Origin of the sequence: Aeribacillus sp. FSL M8-0235, assembly GCF_038000355.1 — a bacterium.
GTDB lineage: Bacteria > Bacillota > Bacilli > Bacillales > Aeribacillaceae > Aeribacillus > Aeribacillus composti.
Map to the genome: position 1 here is coordinate 966,821 of NZ_JBBOBW010000001.1, position 14,268 is coordinate 981,088.

Sequence of the window (14,268 nt, forward strand, 5' to 3'; positions counted from 1 at the left end):
CGAAAGAGTGTCAATTGTTTTTCATTGGAATAAATGCTCAAGCCCCATCAAAGAGCTGAGGCAGTTTGTTTGCTTGTTGTTTTGCATTGCGTCATTCTATAATATAGTTGACATAAATTTTGAACAGGTGTATCTTAATATAAGCTATTTTTCGGTTATGGAGGGATCATCTTTGGTTTCAATTCCATGTTCAGATACATTGAGGGATAAAGTTGCGAATGCTGTCAATCATGCCAAAAAATATTCCCATCCAATCATTTTAAGTTATGTATTTGAAATCAAGGAGAAAGATCCGCTCCAGATTTTCTCAAGCTTTCAATCGGCTTATGCAGGGAAAAGATTTTATTGGGCGACACCTGATCGTACATTTATCCTTTGTGGAATTGGTGTTGAGCTCGAATTGACGTCAGACAAAAAATTTTCCAACCGTTTTTTTGACATTTATTCAAAGTGGAAAGATTGGAAAGAGCATATACAAATTGAAGGCGCCCATCCGATTGGAACGGGTCCGCTTCTTTTTGGGGGTTTTTCTTTTGACCCTTTAAAAAATGCGAATTCTTCAAAATGGAAACCGTTTCATGAAGCACGATTCACTTTACCTTCTTTCATGATTACAAAAATTGGCCGTCACACACTTGCTACTATAAACAGGTTAATTCAATCAACTGATGATATAAATGAAATTATAAATCATTTCAATACATATGAATACACCTTAAAGAAAAAAAATGAAGACACAAATTCTTTTTTGAATTTTACCATCAAAAAAGAAAGTTTGTTTTATAAAAAAGAGTGGATGGCAGCTGTTGAAAAAGCAACAGAACAAATAAAACAAAACCGTTTTGAGAAAGTCGTATTGGCAAGGGAAATGCTGCTGGAGTTTGAGGGATCGATTGATATACATTATGTTTTATCAATGTTAAATGAACATCAGCCTAATTGTTATTTATTTGTTGTTGAAAATGAAGGAAAAACGTTCGTTGGTGCAACTCCTGAGCGGCTTGTAAGCAAGAGAGACCAAAAGGTCCAGTCTGCATGTGTAGCAGGATCAATTAAAAGAGGAAAAACAGTGGAGGCAGACGAAGAATACGCTCAGATGCTGCTTTCAGATACAAAAAACATTCATGAACATCAAATTGTTGTCAAAGCGATCGAAAAAGTGTTCCGTGAATATTGCCAAGAAGTGCAACTACAAAACAATCCAACGATTTTAAAAACGCCGAATATTCAACATTTGTATACACCTGTTGAAGGAACCGTAAAAAAAGGTTTTACGTTGATTGATTTTGTAGAAAAATTGCATCCGACCCCTGCGCTTGGCGGCTATCCGAAAGATGCTGCTCTAGCATTTATTCGCAATGAAGAACCTTTAGAGAGAGGCTGGTATGCTGCTCCGGTTGGATGGATGGATGATCAGGACAACGGAGAATTTGTCGTTGCGATCCGTTCAGGTCTGCTGGATGAGCAAAAAGCTTATTTGTATGCAGGATGCGGGATTGTTGGAGATTCGAAGCCGGAAGAGGAATACAGGGAGACAGAAATCAAATTTGGACCTATGCAGCATGCATTAGGGGGAAAACTGAATGAAAAATAAAAATCTATCTGACTATGTCATTGCATTTGTAAATGGATTAATTACAAAAGGTATTTCTGAAGTTGTGATTAGCCCAGGTTCACGATCTACCCCGCTTGCGATCACATTTGCAGAGCATCCGAAAATACATACTTATATTAATATTGATGAACGATCTGCAGGTTTTTTTGCTCTTGGATTGGCTAAAAAACAAAGAAAACCAATTGCTTTGCTTTGCACATCAGGAACAGCTGCAGCAAACTATTATCCAGCTATCATAGAAGCCCATTATTCACGCATCCCTCTTGTGATTTTAACGGCTGACAGACCTCATGAGCTGCGGGATATTGGAGCTCCACAAGCAATTGATCAAATTCATCTGTATTCGAACTATGTGAAATGGTTTGTTGATTGCGCTCTTCCTGAAAGCAGTCAAACGATGCTGTTATATATAAAAAATATCGCTCAACGGGCGGTCCAAACTGCAAATGAAAATCCGAAAGGACCAGTCCATATCAACTTACCTTTCCGAGAGCCGCTTTTGCCCGATCTATCGAAAATCCATCAATTGCAGAAGTCTCTTCATATTGAGCCAGTGGTGGAAATAAAAAAGCTGGTCGAACATGAGCAAATTGAACGGATTGTGGATGAAATCGATTCAAGCGAGAAAGGACTTATTGTATGCGGGGAATTACATAACAAAGAGTTTCGTGAACAAGTTTTGGCACTAGCAGAGAAATTGAAATTCCCGATATTAGCGGATCCGTTGTCCAATTTACGCTTTGGCGAACATTCTAAACATTATATTATTGATTGTTATGATTCCATTTTAAAAACGATGGGAAAGAAAGCGTATCTGAAACCTGATGTCGTCCTTCGTTTTGGTGCAATGCCCGTCTCAAAACCGCTGTTTCTATTGTTAAGAGACCATCCTGAAATAAAGCAAATTGTGGTTGATGGTGATGGCGGTTATCGTGATCCTACTTTATCAGCAGAACATGTTCACAGTGATGAAGCCTATTTATGTGAAATGCTGATCAAAAAATGTAAAGATAAACAGGAAGCATCCTGGTGTAAAAAATGGAAACAAGTAAACAATCTCTTTCGAGAATATTTGTCAACGCCGGTCATTGAGGAAGATTCTTTATTTGAAGGAACGGTATATGTCGAATTGCAAAAATTGCTCCCGGATCGCTGCAATGTATTTGTAGGAAACAGCATGCCGATTCGAGATGTCGACACGTTTTTCCATAACAGTGATAAAAATATTACGGTTTATGCCAACCGGGGAGCGAATGGAATTGACGGAGTCGTTTCGACAGCCCTTGGGGTTTCTGCAGCTAGTCATGAAAAAACTATTTTAATCATAGGGGATTTATCATTTTATCATGATTTAAATGGACTCCTTGCTGCAAAACAAAATAAATTGAACTTAACTGTTTTATTAATTAATAATAACGGCGGCGGCATTTTTTCATTTTTGCCGCAGGCGGATGAAAAGACGCATTTTGAACAATTGTTTGGCACCCCGACCAATTTAGATTTTCAATATGCAGCCAGCTTATATAGTGCACATTATAAAAAAATTTCCACTTGGGAAGAATTCAGAAGCGAGTTTCAATTCTGCATGAATAGAGATGGATTAAATATTATTGAAATCCCGACCAATCGACATACACGAGTCAACGAACAGAGAAAATGGCTTCGTTCTGTTTCCTGGGAAATAGAAAGGATGTTATGATGGGAAAATTGGCCGTTCGAAATGTGAATTATTGGGCTGAAACGTTTGGAAAGGGGGAGCCACTTGTTCTCCTTCATGGTTTTACAGGAAGCGGAGAAACCTGGGGATTTTTGAAAAATAGTTTAAAAAAATACCAGCTAGTACTTATCGACATCATCGGCCATGGTCAAACAGATTCGCCTGAAAATCCTGAAAGATATCGGATGGAAGAAGCAGTTGAAGATTTAAAAGAAATATTCCTTTCATTCAATATTCGAAAAGCGCATGTGCTCGGGTATTCAATGGGCGGAAGATTGGCATTGAGCTTTGCAATGAGACAGCCGGAATTTGTGAAGACTTTAATATTGGAAAGCAGTTCTCCTGGATTAAAAACTGAAAAGGAACGAGAGACGAGAAGGCTGCAGGACGAACAACTTGCCCAAATGATTTTGGACGAAGGGGTTGCGGCATTTGTCCAACATTGGGAAAATATCCCTTTGTTTTTAACGCAAAAGTCTCTCCCGCCTGCCGTCAAGGACAAAATAAGAAAGGACCGGCTGAAAAATAATGCAATTGGATTGGCAAACAGTTTAAAAGGAATGGGAACTGGCGTTCAACCTTCATGGTGGGGAGCATTAAAAAGTTTCAACATCCCTACATTATTAATTTGCGGTGAAAGGGATCTTAAGTTTTGCAAAATTATGAAAGAAATGAACCAATTGATTCCTTGCTCTGAATTAAAGGTCGTGCCGCAAGCCGGACATGCAGTTCATGTGGAACAGTCAAAATTTTTTGGTAAAATAGTAGATGAGTTTCTCCAACATTTTTCTACATATTAAAGGAGGATAAAAATGGGATTTCCTTGGGTAAAAGAACGAGAATATGATGAAATCATTTATGAAACGTACAATGGGATAGCAAAAATTACGATGAATCGTCCTCATGTACATAATGCATTCACACCAAAAACGGTCGCGGAAATGATCGATGCTTTTTCCTATGCGCGGGACGATGATAAAATTGGTGTAATTATTTTGACAGGTGCTGGTGATAAAGCGTTTTGCTCAGGCGGAGATCAAAAAGTGCGGGGGCATGGCGGATACGTCGGGGATGATAAAATTCCTAGATTAAACGTTTTGGATTTGCAACGGCTTATTCGGGTGATTCCAAAACCGGTTATTGCAATGGTGAACGGATATGCAATTGGAGGAGGACATGTTCTGCATGTCGTGTGTGATTTAACGATCGCATCAGAGAATGCAATTTTCGGACAAACAGGCCCAAAAGTTGGAAGCTTTGATGCGGGATATGGAGTGGGACTGCTTGCCCGGCTTGTTGGTACGAAAAGAGCTCGTGAAATATGGTATTTATGCCGTCAATATAATGCGCAGGAAGCTTATGAGATGGGCTTAGTCAACAAAGTTGTCCCATTAGAGCAGCTTGAAGAGGAAACTGTCAAATGGTGTGAAGAAATTTTGGAAAAAAGTCCAACTGCTATTCGCTTCTTGAAAGCTGCATTTAATGCAGATACAGATGGTCTCGCCGGTCTCCAACAATTTGCGGGGGATGCGACATTATTGTATTATACAACAGATGAAGCGAAAGAAGGACGAGATGCATTTAAAGAGAAAAGAAAACCTGATTTCAAACAATTCCCGCGTTTCCCTTAAAAAGTACAAGCAGCTTGATGGCGATGCATCGAGCTGCTTTATTGTGCAATAATCGAGGTGTTAAGACATGAGTGCAAATCGAAATGAAACACCGAATTGGCTTAAACAGCGAGCTTTTTTGACTCCGGACCGATTGGCTATTCGTTATGAGGGGAAAAATTATTCATTTTTGGACTTGCATCAGCTTGTTGAAAAAAGAGCAAGACAGCTGCATCAAATAGATATCAAGCGTGGAGATACAGTCGGGCTTTTAATGAAAAACAGCTTAGAAATGGTCATTAATATTCATGCTTTAATGTATCTCGGTGCGGTCAATGTTCTTTTGAATACTAGACTAACAGCTCAAGAATTATTATGGCAAATAAATGATGCGAATATAAAATGCGTTATCTGTGATGATGAATTATCGGTTCATTTTCCCGGTAAAAAAGTTATGACATTATCAGAGTTGCAGCTTTGTGATGAAAAGGAAGCAGCATTAGATGACAGCTTTATTTTAGATGACGTGGCAACGATTATGTATACGTCTGGAACAACAGGAAAACCGAAAGGAGTTCAGCAAACATTTGGGAATCATTGGTGGAGTGCGATCGGTTCTGTGCTGAATCTTGGACTGAAGGACGGCGATTGCTGGCTTTTGGCAGTTCCTCTTTTTCATATAAGCGGACTGTCAATTTTGATGCGCAGCGTCATTTATGGAATCGGAATTGTTCTCCATTCTTCATTTTCAGCGAAAGAAGCAAACAGAGCGATCAAAAATGAAGGAGTTACGATTGCTTCCGTCGTTACGGCCATGCTGAATGACATGCTGCAGGAATTAGGAAGTGACACGTATCCGAAATCGTTTCGCTGCATGCTTTTAGGAGGAGGTCCTGCCCCGCGGCCGATTCTTGAACAATGCCGTGAAAAAGAAATTCCCGTTTTTCAAACATATGGGATGACGGAAACGTGTTCGCAAATTGCCACATTAGCCCCTGAATTTTGCTTTTCAAAACTCGGATCTGCGGGAAAACCGTTGTTTCCAGCTCAAATTCGGATCGTAGCAGACGGCAGGGCCTGCTCCCCTAATGAAGAAGGAGAAATTGTAGTAAAAGGACCGAATGTTACACCGGGGTATTTACATCGTCCAGACGCAACAAACGAAGCTATACGTGACGGCTGGTTTTATACTGGAGATTTAGGCTATCTGGATGAAGAAGGATTTTTATATGTATTGGACCGTCGATCCGATTTAATTGTTTCGGGAGGAGAAAACATTTATCCGGCGGAGGTTGAAGCAGTTATTTTGTCGCATCCTTCCGTAAAAGATGTAGGAGTGGTAGGAAAAGAAAATAAAAAATGGGGAAAAGTTCCCCATGCTTTTGTCGTCCGAAGCGAAGAGGTGTCTGAAGAAGAATTAAGGCAATTTTGTTTGAAAAGGCTGGCAAAATATAAAGTTCCAAAAGGATTTACATTTGTTGAATCTCTGCCACGAAATGCATCTAAAAAGCTGCTCAGGAGAAAACTAAAAGAATGGCTGTAGTTTTTGCCTACTCATGATCGACAGTTAAAATATCATATTGGCTAATATGCAATAAGTGGTGGATTTCGTTTGGCAAATGTTCGAACGAGCCGTATTCATAGCTCCACAAATTTAAAAAAGAACAAACAGAAGAATGGAACGTCTCTTCTGTTGCATTATTCACTTCATGTTTAAATTGAGCGATCATATTTTCCATATCTTTTGCTCCCCTTTAGCTTTATTTGATAATTGTAGTATTTTGCATTATTTTTCATTTATTCACTCGTTTTTTTATTTATATCTTTTTCAATTTCCGGGACAGGGTCAAATCCTCCCGGGTGAAACGGGTGGCATTTCAAGATTCGTTTTACTGTCAGAAAGCCGCCTTTGACAGCTCCGAAACGCTTCACTGCTTCAAGCCCGTATTCAGAGCATGTTGGGTAAAAGCGGCATGAAGGCGGCTTTAACGGGGAGATAAAGATTTGATAAAAACGGATAAGGGCGATCATGACAGATTTCACAGCAAGCACCTCTTTTTTCTGGAATCTTGACAACATTTTAACATAAATGTATGTTATAAAATTTTGTGTTAAAATGGAAACTAAGAAAATGTAAGGAGTGATGGGAATGCCTTCAGTGGAGAGTTTTGAACTGGATCATACAAAAGTGCAAGCACCGTATGTCAGACATTGCGGAGTACATAAAGTCGGCACGGATGGAGTAGTTAACAAATTTGATATCCGCTTCTGCCAGCCGAATAAGCAGGCAATGAAACCGGATGCTATTCACACATTGGAGCATCTTCTGGCATTTACAATTCGCAAATATGCGGAAAAATATGATCACTTTGATATCATTGATATTTCTCCAATGGGGTGTCAAACAGGCTTTTATTTAGTCGTTAGCGGGGAACCGACCGTAAAAGAAATCATTGATTTATTGGAAGAGACAATGAAAGATGCTGTAGAGCAGACAGAAGTGCCTGCCGCAAACGAACTGCAATGCGGCCAAGCGAAGCTTCATGATTTAGAAGGCGCCAAAAAGCTCATGGAATATTGGCTAAAGCATAGTAAAGAGGATTTGGAAAAAGTGTTCAGCTAACAGCTACACGCAATGATGCAACTTTTTTTATAGTTTTAAGAGTGCAAAAAAGGGGTACTGTATAACTAAAAGATTAAATAAAAAGGAGATGGGATTATGTCTAAACAAGATTTATTTCAAATCGTAAATAAACAAATTGCGGATTGGACGGTACTTTATGTAAAATTACATAACTTTCATTGGAATGTAAAAGGAGACCAATTTTTCGTTCTCCATGAAAAGTTTGAAGAGCTGTACAATGAAGCTGCTGGTTATATTGACGAATTAGCGGAAAGACTTTTAGCTTTGGGCGCTAAACCTGTTGCTACGATTAGAGAAAGCCTAGAAATCTCCTCTATTAAAGAAGCAGAAGGCGTTGAAACTGCAGAACAAATGGTGCAGGCAGTTGTTGACGACTTTTCCGCCATCATTCAAGATTTGGACAAAGGAATCAAAGTTGCTGAAGAAGTGAATGACGAAGCAACTGGTGACATGCTTCTCGATATTAAAGTGAATCTTGAAAAACATAACTGGATGTTAAAGTCATTCCTTGGAAAATAATTATATCCTTCCTCTTTTGGCTGCGTTAGGCAGCCTTTTTTTATAAATATTTTTCTTTGATAAGGCAATACTTAAAAAGAGGAGGGGGATATAAATGTCCGAAAATCCAAAAAAAACCTATTATATATCAGTAGCTAGCGGTGAGATTTCCCAAAGCAGAGAAGCATCTCCGTGGGATTTTCAAATTTCTGCCAATGATGAGGAAATTACGGAGTTACGGGAGTATTTCGATCAGATTCATTCTACCAGCTGGCAAAATTTCTTCCGGGCGCATGTTCCGTATATACAGTATCATTATGACAAGGAAAATGATGCGATTGATGCTTTAACAAAAAAAGTATATGAATTCATTTATAAGCATGGCGACGAAGAAGCTAGAAAACATATTGCTTCAATGGGTCTTATGCATAATCAAGAATAAGTTATACAATCCTCTTTTCCATATGTTATGATGAAAACAGATAAATGGGAGTAGAGGGATTGATTATGTTTTATTTTAAAGATTTTTACGGCAATGATGTATACCTGTCTTTCCGTCAACACCCTTTTTCTGTTTACCCGAAGCATGTCTGGGTCATCTGCCGATATGAAAACAAATGGCTTTTAACTTTACATGAAGACCGGGGCTACGAGTTTCCAGGAGGAAAAGTCGAGAACGGCGAAAAGCCGGTTGAAGCTGCTGTCCGGGAAGTGAGGGAAGAAACGGGAGGAATTGTCCAAGATATCGTATATATTGGGCAATATAAGGTTATAGGAAAAGAGAAAACGATTGTGAAAAATATTTATTATGCGGAAATTGAGAGGCTCGAAAAACAGAGCACGTATTTTGAAACGTTAGGTCCAGTCCTGCTTGCGGACTTGCCTGAAAAAATTGAGGACGATCATCGCTTTAGCTTTATTATGAAAGATGATGTTCTAAAACGCAGCTTGGACAAAATTTATGCCGATTACATAAAATAGCTTTTAAATTCCTGAAAGTCGGTTTAGAAATTGTTTAAGGGGGTGTCTAGTAAGTCGTTTTTACGGCTTATTGACGCCCCCATTAATGTGTTAGAAACGTTGATATATCGGTGTTTATGATTTTATGTTTTCAATGGCGATTTGACTTTCTTGACAGCCTCTTATTGGCTTTTGATTAATGTTTTTTCAATTAGTTCGACAATTTTGTACATGATCGTTGCAAAGATGGCAATGATAACTAGGCTTAACAGCACAAGGGTAAAATTAAAAACTTGGAACCCGTAAATAATCATATAGCCTAATCCTTTAGCTGAAACGAGAAATTCTCCGACGATCACACCCACCCAAGATAACCCGACATTGACTTTCAAAGTAGAAATAATGGTTGGAAAAGATGACGGCAGGATCGCCTCTCTGAACACGTGCTTTTTGCCTGCCCCAAATGTTTGCAGCACTTTTATATAATTCGGATCCACTTCTTTAAAGGAAGTATAGACTACAATTGTAGTAATAATAACCGAAATGATTGTTCCCATCGCGATAATTGAGGTAAATCCGGGCCCAAGTACAACGATGAAAATCGGCCCAAGAGCTACTTTCGGCATTGCGTTTAAAACCACTAAATACGGATCTAATATTTTAGACAGCCTTGGAAACCACCATAATAGAGCAGCAAGTAATGTCCCGAATAATGTCCCAAAAATAAACCCCAAGACCGTTTCAAAAAGCGTCACGTTCAAATTGGCAAGTAATGTACCGTCCTGCAGTTTTTCAACAAATAAGTGAAAAATTTTTGTCGGCGAACTGAATATGAGCGGGTCTATCCATTTTTGGCTGGATGACACCTCCCATATGAGAAAAAAAGAAATAAAAATTAAGATTTGATAAAAGGTAATCCATTTCTTTTCTTTATGCAATCTTTGCAAATATTGTTTATGGAGGAGATCAATTGTTGTTGTTTGTTTCAAGCTGATCTAACTCCTTCCAGATTAAGTCAAAAAGTGAAGTATACGTTGGATGCTGCCTTGTTTTAAACGGGGATGTATCCCGCAATTCTTTTGGGACAGTAAATATTTTGGCAATTTTGCCAGGCCTTTTGGATAGCAGGACAATCCGATCGCTCATGGCGATTGCTTCCCCAATATCATGCGTGACTAGAATGGCTGTTTTTTTAAAATCCTTTAATGTTTGAAAGACTAAGTCTTCAAGCTTTAATTTCGTTTGATAATCGAGGGCGGAAAAAGGTTCATCCAATAGCAGCATTTTCGGATCTGTAGAAAGAGTGCGGACTAAAGCGGCTCTTTGTCTCATTCCGCCTGATAATTGATTCGGATATAGCTTTTCTACATTTTCGAGACCCATTTGGTGCAGAAGCTGAAATGTCCGCTTTTTCTCATTTTCATTCAGTTTGTTCAATAATTTTAATCCAATTAAAATATTTTCCTCTATCGTTTTCCATGGAAATAAATAATCTTGTTGCAGCATATAACCGACAGACGGTGTTGCGGAAGATATTTGCTTTCCGTTCAAAATAACTTGCCCTTCTGTCGGTTTCATGATACCGGCAATGATGGAAAGCAGCGTTGTTTTGCCGCAGCCGCTAGGACCTAGAAAGGATATAAATTCCCCTTCCTCTACTTCCAAATGGATGTCCTCCAAAGCTGTCGTTGCCGATTTTTTTGTAAAATAAGTATGGCTGACATGATCGATCGTTAAAAATGACAATCTCCTCCCCCCTTGTCGATAAATTTACTCCTTTTGAAACAACATTATTTTGCCACTTCGTTTGCTATGGACGTGTTGACTAATAGTTCATAATCAATTTTCTCCGGCAGTTCTCCTGCTTCTTCCATAATTTTTTGCAAATTGTTCCATTCGTCCTCATCTAACAGCGGGGTTTTTGCATAGGATCCTTGGCTTTTATAACGGTCAATGGAAGATATTAAAATATCGATCGGCGTATCTTTAAATTGCGGCGCTATCGTTTCGGCAATTGTTTCGGCGTCATGTTCTTCCACCCATTTTTGCGCTTTGTAGAGCGCTTTTGTGAATTTTTTCACCGTTTTATCATTTTTCTTAATATAGCTTTCTTTTGCCATAAATGTTGTATAAGGAACTTTGCCCGATTCCTTGCCGAAGGATGCGATAATGTGACCTTTTCCTTCTTTTTCAAAAATACTTGCGGTTGGCTCAAACAGCTGAACATATTCGCCTGTGCCGGAAGCAAAAGCATTTGCAATATTCGCAAAGTCGATGTTTTGGATAAGGTTTAAATCTTGATGCGGATCGATGCTATGCTTTTTCAGCACAAATTCCCCTACCATTTGCGGCATGCCGCCTTTACGCTGTCCTAAAAAAGTGCTTCCTTTTAAATCTTCCCATTGAAAATCATCCAACTTGGCTCTGGAGACAAGGAAAGTGCCGTCCGTTTCGGTCAGCTGGGCGAAGTTAATGACTGGGTCATTTGCTTCTTGGGCATATACGTAAATGGACGTTTCCGAACCGACAAGACCGATATCAGCGCCGTTTGATAAAATGGCGGTCATTGTTTTATCTCCGCCCCAAGTAGTTTTTAATTCTACGTCCAGTCCTTCTTCTTTGAAAAATTCTTTTTCAATGGCTACGTACAATGGTGCGTAAAAAACAGAATGAGTGACTTCCGCCAGCCGAATTTTTTCCACTCCTCCGCCGCAGGCTGAAAGAGGTATGATGAAAAGGATCACCAATACGATGGAAGCAAGCCTTTTTTTCATGTGAAATCCTCCCTAATGATGTTCATATTAAAGGAAAAATGTTTAAATATATTTATCTAGGATAAAGTATGAAAAAAAAATATAATGTGTGATTGCCTACCTAAATGGAGGTTGAAAAGATGCTGAGAAACGGAGAAATAGTTGACAAACAAATTTTCCCATCACCGAACCCTTCGATTAAGCTTTCCATCGTGACATATATTTCTGAAGGACTAAAAGTGAAAGGTCTGTTAGCAGAGCCTGTTCAAGAAGGTGTTTATGATGGCTTTTTATATTTGCGCGGAGGGATTAAAAATGTTGGTATGGTCCGGGCAGGAAGAATTATACAATTTGCATCAAAAGGCTTTATCGTGATGGCTCCCTTTTATCGAGGAAATTTAGGAGGAGAAGGGAATGAAGATTTTGCGGGGAATGATCGTTTTGATGCGGTCAATGCATTCTATTTGTTGATGAAACATCCGCAAGTGAATCCGGATCGCATTCACGTTTTTGGCTTTTCAAGGGGAGGAGTCATGGCCTTGCTTACTGGGATTATATGCTCAAATGTTCGATCTGTTGTAAGCTGGGGCGGGGTGTCTGATATGTTTTTAACTTATGAGGAGAGAAAGGACTTAAGAAGGATGATGAAAAGAGTTATTGGAGGGACACCGAAGAAATATCCTGACCGCTATAAATGGCGGACACCGTTGTATTACCTTGAAAAAATGCAAGCACCCGTTTTAATCATTCATGGGGGAAAAGATGAAAACGTGTCAATTGAACATGCATATCGATTGGAAAGAAGGCTGAAAGAATTGGGAAAGCAAGTGGACAGCTGGTATTTCCAACATTTTAGTCATCATTTTCCGCCTCGGCATAACCGGATGGTTTTAGAACGAATGATAAAATGGATGAAAAATTGACCATTATATTTTTCATATGATACATACTAAAAAATGATCGATCAAATGAAAGGGGATTGGAGAAATGGGCATGCCGCTTGAATTAAATACGATGATTATTACAAAAGGGAAGGAAAAGCGGATAGAGGAAAACGTATTTCAGCTTGTCAAAGATGGCTATCGCCTTTATCCTATGAATATTCCTTTGGAAGTTCGAAAAACGTTGATAAGCGATCCTACAGGAACAGCTGAAATTATTAAATTGGAATGGGCTGATAACAAAACCGTGCTTACTTATAATCTCACTTCATTGTACTCAACCAATTAACCGTCACCATATTTCCGTTCATTTGCTGAACGGATTGTGGAAGGAGGAATTTGCTTAATTTTTTCGAGTACGGCTTCCATTTGTCTTATCATAAAAAATCGCGTAACCCCTTTTTCATAAAAGTTCGTTGAAAAAGGGGTTTTCGTCTAAAAATCTGCGTTGCCGATTTGTTTTGCCAAACCACATAAAAATATTAAAAGGCTATCGACAAAGTGATATGCTCCCCTTAAGGTAGACAGATTAAAATATAAAAAATCTGTTTTACCTTAGGGGGAGTTTTTCTATGTATAAGCAATATACAACAGAGCTCAAACTTGAAGTTTTACTTGCATATGAAAACCGAGAATGTACTATTCAAGAGCTTTGTAAAAGGTATCAAATTACTAAATATTCTTTAAGGCAATGGATAAAGACAAACGAGGAAGAAAAAAAGAAGAAGCAGAGTTATCTCCAGAAGAGAAAATGAAACTGGAGATGAAAAAGTTAGAAAGAGAAAATGAGCGCTTACGTGCGGAGAATCTATTTTTAAAAAAGTTAGAGGAAATCGAAAGGAGGTGAAAGTAAACCAAATCCGTTTTGAAGACAAGTATATCGCAATCCGGGAACTTCATGAGAAAGAAAACTAAGCATAATCTTATATGTGAAATCGCCGGTATTTCACGAGCTGCTTACTATAAGTGGTTAAAACGTTTTCCCTCAACATGTTGCAGAAAATATATTGAATCGTGAATTTACAGCGGAAAAGCCAAGTGAAAAATGGGTAGCTGATGTCACAGAATTAAAATAGGTTCATCAAAGAGAGCCTATTTAAGTGCTATTCTTGATCTATATGATGGATCAATTGTGAGCGATGTTTTAGGACATTCCAATCATCATCATCTTGTATTCAAAACGTTGGATCAAGCCACCGTACTTTTAAAAGGAGAGCATCCACTTATTCATAGTGACCGTGGGTTCCAATATACCTCTCATGGTTTTAAACGTAGGATAGACCAAGCAGAGATGACACAAAGTATGTCAATAGTAGGTAGATGTATTGATAATGGGCCAATGGTATCTTTTTGGGGAACGCTTTAAATGCGAGAAGTATTATTTACATAAGTATCAGACATTTAAAGAATTAGCTCTTGCGATGGATGAGTACAACCGCTTTTATCATTATGAAAGGTATCAAAAAAGATTAAGCGGCTTTAGCCCCATGGAATATAGAGCTAAAGCCGCTTAGGTATATTTTTATTATT

20 protein-coding genes are annotated in these 14,268 nt (G+C 38.7%); 15 read left to right on the forward strand and 5 right to left on the reverse strand.

Features of this window, described 5'->3' with window-relative positions; genetic code table 11:
- Positions 1–172: 172 nt before the first annotated feature.
- The 5 genes from NSQ71_RS04850 (at position 173) to NSQ71_RS04870 (ending at position 6,485) form a co-directional block, all read left to right on the forward strand.
- On the forward strand, positions 173–1,594 hold the full coding sequence (locus tag NSQ71_RS04850; protein WP_339211081.1) for an isochorismate synthase: 1,422 nt from the start codon (positions 173–175) through the stop codon (positions 1,592–1,594).
- Positions 1,584–3,314: a 2-succinyl-5-enolpyruvyl-6-hydroxy-3-cyclohexene-1-carboxylic-acid synthase gene (gene menD / locus NSQ71_RS04855; RefSeq protein ID WP_340733143.1), complete on the forward strand. Its 1,731-nt coding sequence runs from the start codon at positions 1,584–1,586 to the stop codon at positions 3,312–3,314. The genes NSQ71_RS04850 and menD overlap by 11 nt, the downstream gene beginning before the upstream one ends.
- Entirely contained in the window at positions 3,311–4,132 is an 822-nt protein-coding gene (menH, locus tag NSQ71_RS04860) for a 2-succinyl-6-hydroxy-2,4-cyclohexadiene-1-carboxylate synthase (RefSeq protein WP_445206406.1), read from the forward strand. The genes menD and menH overlap by 4 nt, the downstream gene beginning before the upstream one ends.
- Before the next feature lie 12 nt (positions 4,133–4,144).
- Complete coding sequence (gene menB / locus NSQ71_RS04865; RefSeq protein WP_063386561.1) at positions 4,145–4,963, forward strand: 1,4-dihydroxy-2-naphthoyl-CoA synthase; 819 nt, start codon at positions 4,145–4,147, stop codon at positions 4,961–4,963.
- Positions 4,964–5,030: 67 nt separating this feature from the next.
- Positions 5,031–6,485 carry an o-succinylbenzoate--CoA ligase gene (locus NSQ71_RS04870; protein ID WP_340733145.1) on the forward strand — a complete coding sequence of 485 codons (1,455 nt, stop codon included), beginning with the start codon at positions 5,031–5,033 and terminating at the stop codon, positions 6,483–6,485.
- Between the two features lie 7 nt (positions 6,486–6,492).
- On the opposite strand, the gene NSQ71_RS04875 is transcribed toward NSQ71_RS04870, so the two are convergent.
- Positions 6,493–6,681 carry a hypothetical protein gene (locus NSQ71_RS04875; protein WP_063386563.1) on the reverse strand — a complete coding sequence of 63 codons (189 nt, stop codon included), beginning with the start codon at positions 6,679–6,681 and terminating at the stop codon, positions 6,493–6,495.
- Between the two features lie 58 nt (positions 6,682–6,739).
- The gene (gene yidD / locus NSQ71_RS04880; protein ID WP_375338802.1) at positions 6,740–6,973 is read right to left on the reverse strand and encodes a membrane protein insertion efficiency factor YidD; all 234 of its coding nucleotides are present in this window, start codon (positions 6,971–6,973) and stop codon (positions 6,740–6,742) included.
- A gap of 118 nt (positions 6,974–7,091) precedes the next feature.
- On the opposite strand from yidD, the gene NSQ71_RS04885 reads away from it, so the two are divergent.
- The 4 genes from NSQ71_RS04885 to ytkD all read left to right on the forward strand — a co-directional run bounded on the left by NSQ71_RS04885 (position 7,092) and on the right by ytkD (position 9,065).
- Positions 7,092–7,565 carry an S-ribosylhomocysteine lyase gene (locus NSQ71_RS04885; protein WP_063386565.1) on the forward strand — a complete coding sequence of 158 codons (474 nt, stop codon included), beginning with the start codon at positions 7,092–7,094 and terminating at the stop codon, positions 7,563–7,565.
- Positions 7,566–7,661: 96 nt separating this feature from the next.
- Positions 7,662–8,105, forward strand: a complete 444-nt coding sequence (locus tag NSQ71_RS04890; protein WP_063386566.1) for a Dps family protein — start codon at positions 7,662–7,664, stop codon at positions 8,103–8,105.
- A gap of 94 nt (positions 8,106–8,199) precedes the next feature.
- Positions 8,200–8,526, forward strand: a complete 327-nt coding sequence (locus tag NSQ71_RS04895) for a hypothetical protein (RefSeq protein ID WP_063386567.1) — start codon at positions 8,200–8,202, stop codon at positions 8,524–8,526.
- A 65-nt stretch (positions 8,527–8,591) separates the two neighbouring features.
- Positions 8,592–9,065, forward strand: coding sequence for an RNA deprotection pyrophosphohydrolase (ytkD, locus tag NSQ71_RS04900; RefSeq protein ID WP_094245279.1), 474 nt, complete (start codon positions 8,592–8,594; stop codon positions 9,063–9,065).
- Between the two features lie 161 nt (positions 9,066–9,226).
- Here ytkD and NSQ71_RS04905 read toward each other — a convergent pair whose 3' ends face one another.
- From NSQ71_RS04905 to NSQ71_RS04915, 3 genes are read right to left on the reverse strand one after another with little or no spacing between them, the layout of a single operon-like run.
- Positions 9,227–10,033, reverse strand: coding sequence for an ABC transporter permease (locus NSQ71_RS04905; protein ID WP_063386569.1), 807 nt, complete (start codon positions 10,031–10,033; stop codon positions 9,227–9,229).
- Positions 10,011–10,790, reverse strand: a complete 780-nt coding sequence (locus NSQ71_RS04910; protein ID WP_066249444.1) for an ABC transporter ATP-binding protein — start codon at positions 10,788–10,790, stop codon at positions 10,011–10,013. Before NSQ71_RS04910 ends, NSQ71_RS04905 begins: the two co-directional genes overlap by 23 nt.
- A gap of 44 nt (positions 10,791–10,834) precedes the next feature.
- Positions 10,835–11,818 (reverse strand): ABC transporter substrate-binding protein, encoded by a 984-nt coding sequence (locus NSQ71_RS04915; protein WP_339199044.1) that lies wholly within the window; start codon positions 11,816–11,818, stop codon positions 10,835–10,837.
- Positions 11,819–11,937: 119 nt separating this feature from the next.
- Between NSQ71_RS04915 and NSQ71_RS04920 the strand changes: the two genes are divergently transcribed.
- The 6 genes from NSQ71_RS04920 (at position 11,938) to NSQ71_RS04940 (ending at position 14,252) form a co-directional block, all read left to right on the forward strand.
- A complete protein-coding gene (locus NSQ71_RS04920; protein ID WP_066249449.1) occupies positions 11,938–12,720 on the forward strand; it encodes an alpha/beta hydrolase family protein in 783 nt (260 codons plus the stop codon).
- Between the two features lie 64 nt (positions 12,721–12,784).
- On the forward strand, positions 12,785–13,027 hold the full coding sequence (locus NSQ71_RS04925) for a DUF2584 domain-containing protein (protein WP_063386573.1): 243 nt from the start codon (positions 12,785–12,787) through the stop codon (positions 13,025–13,027).
- A 283-nt stretch (positions 13,028–13,310) separates the two neighbouring features.
- Positions 13,311–13,493 (forward strand): transposase, encoded by a 183-nt coding sequence (locus NSQ71_RS18475; protein ID WP_063386574.1) that lies wholly within the window; start codon positions 13,311–13,313, stop codon positions 13,491–13,493.
- Entirely contained in the window at positions 13,430–13,585 is a 156-nt protein-coding gene (locus NSQ71_RS04930; protein WP_157727914.1) for a hypothetical protein, read from the forward strand. Before NSQ71_RS18475 ends, NSQ71_RS04930 begins: the two co-directional genes overlap by 64 nt.
- A 285-nt stretch (positions 13,586–13,870) precedes the next feature.
- The gene (locus NSQ71_RS04935; protein ID WP_339199046.1) at positions 13,871–14,104 is read left to right on the forward strand and encodes a DDE-type integrase/transposase/recombinase; all 234 of its coding nucleotides are present in this window, start codon (positions 13,871–13,873) and stop codon (positions 14,102–14,104) included.
- A complete protein-coding gene (locus tag NSQ71_RS04940; protein WP_094245283.1) occupies positions 14,070–14,252 on the forward strand; it encodes an IS3 family transposase in 183 nt (60 codons plus the stop codon). Before NSQ71_RS04935 ends, NSQ71_RS04940 begins: the two co-directional genes overlap by 35 nt.
- Positions 14,253–14,268 lie beyond the last annotated feature (16 nt).

What these genes read in the sequence shown, in the direction of transcription:
- NSQ71_RS18475 (WP_063386574.1), top strand. Translation starts at nt 13,311, where the DNA reads ATGTATAAGCAATATACAACAGAGCTCAAACTTGAAGTTTTACTTGCA.
- menB (WP_063386561.1), top strand. Translation starts at nt 4,145, where the DNA reads ATGGGATTTCCTTGGGTAAAAGAACGAGAATATGATGAAATCATTTAT.
- menD (WP_340733143.1), top strand. Translation starts at nt 1,584, where the DNA reads ATGAAAAATAAAAATCTATCTGACTATGTCATTGCATTTGTAAATGGA.
- NSQ71_RS04930 (WP_157727914.1), top strand. Translation starts at nt 13,430, where the DNA reads ATGGATAAAGACAAACGAGGAAGAAAAAAAGAAGAAGCAGAGTTATCT.
- ytkD (WP_094245279.1), top strand. Translation starts at nt 8,592, where the DNA reads ATGTTTTATTTTAAAGATTTTTACGGCAATGATGTATACCTGTCTTTC.
- NSQ71_RS04875 (WP_063386563.1), bottom strand. Translation starts at nt 6,681, where the DNA reads ATGGAAAATATGATCGCTCAATTTAAACATGAAGTGAATAATGCAACA.
- NSQ71_RS04890 (WP_063386566.1), top strand. Translation starts at nt 7,662, where the DNA reads ATGTCTAAACAAGATTTATTTCAAATCGTAAATAAACAAATTGCGGAT.
- NSQ71_RS04915 (WP_339199044.1), bottom strand. Translation starts at nt 11,818, where the DNA reads ATGAAAAAAAGGCTTGCTTCCATCGTATTGGTGATCCTTTTCATCATA.
- menH (WP_445206406.1), top strand. Translation starts at nt 3,311, where the DNA reads ATGATGGGAAAATTGGCCGTTCGAAATGTGAATTATTGGGCTGAAACG.
- yidD (WP_375338802.1), bottom strand. Translation starts at nt 6,973, where the DNA reads ATGATCGCCCTTATCCGTTTTTATCAAATCTTTATCTCCCCGTTAAAG.
- NSQ71_RS04870 (WP_340733145.1), top strand. Translation starts at nt 5,031, where the DNA reads ATGAGTGCAAATCGAAATGAAACACCGAATTGGCTTAAACAGCGAGCT.
- NSQ71_RS04940 (WP_094245283.1), top strand. Translation starts at nt 14,070, where the DNA reads ATGGGCCAATGGTATCTTTTTGGGGAACGCTTTAAATGCGAGAAGTAT.
- NSQ71_RS04925 (WP_063386573.1), top strand. Translation starts at nt 12,785, where the DNA reads ATGGGCATGCCGCTTGAATTAAATACGATGATTATTACAAAAGGGAAG.
- NSQ71_RS04885 (WP_063386565.1), top strand. Translation starts at nt 7,092, where the DNA reads ATGCCTTCAGTGGAGAGTTTTGAACTGGATCATACAAAAGTGCAAGCA.
- NSQ71_RS04920 (WP_066249449.1), top strand. Translation starts at nt 11,938, where the DNA reads ATGCTGAGAAACGGAGAAATAGTTGACAAACAAATTTTCCCATCACCG.
- NSQ71_RS04895 (WP_063386567.1), top strand. Translation starts at nt 8,200, where the DNA reads ATGTCCGAAAATCCAAAAAAAACCTATTATATATCAGTAGCTAGCGGT.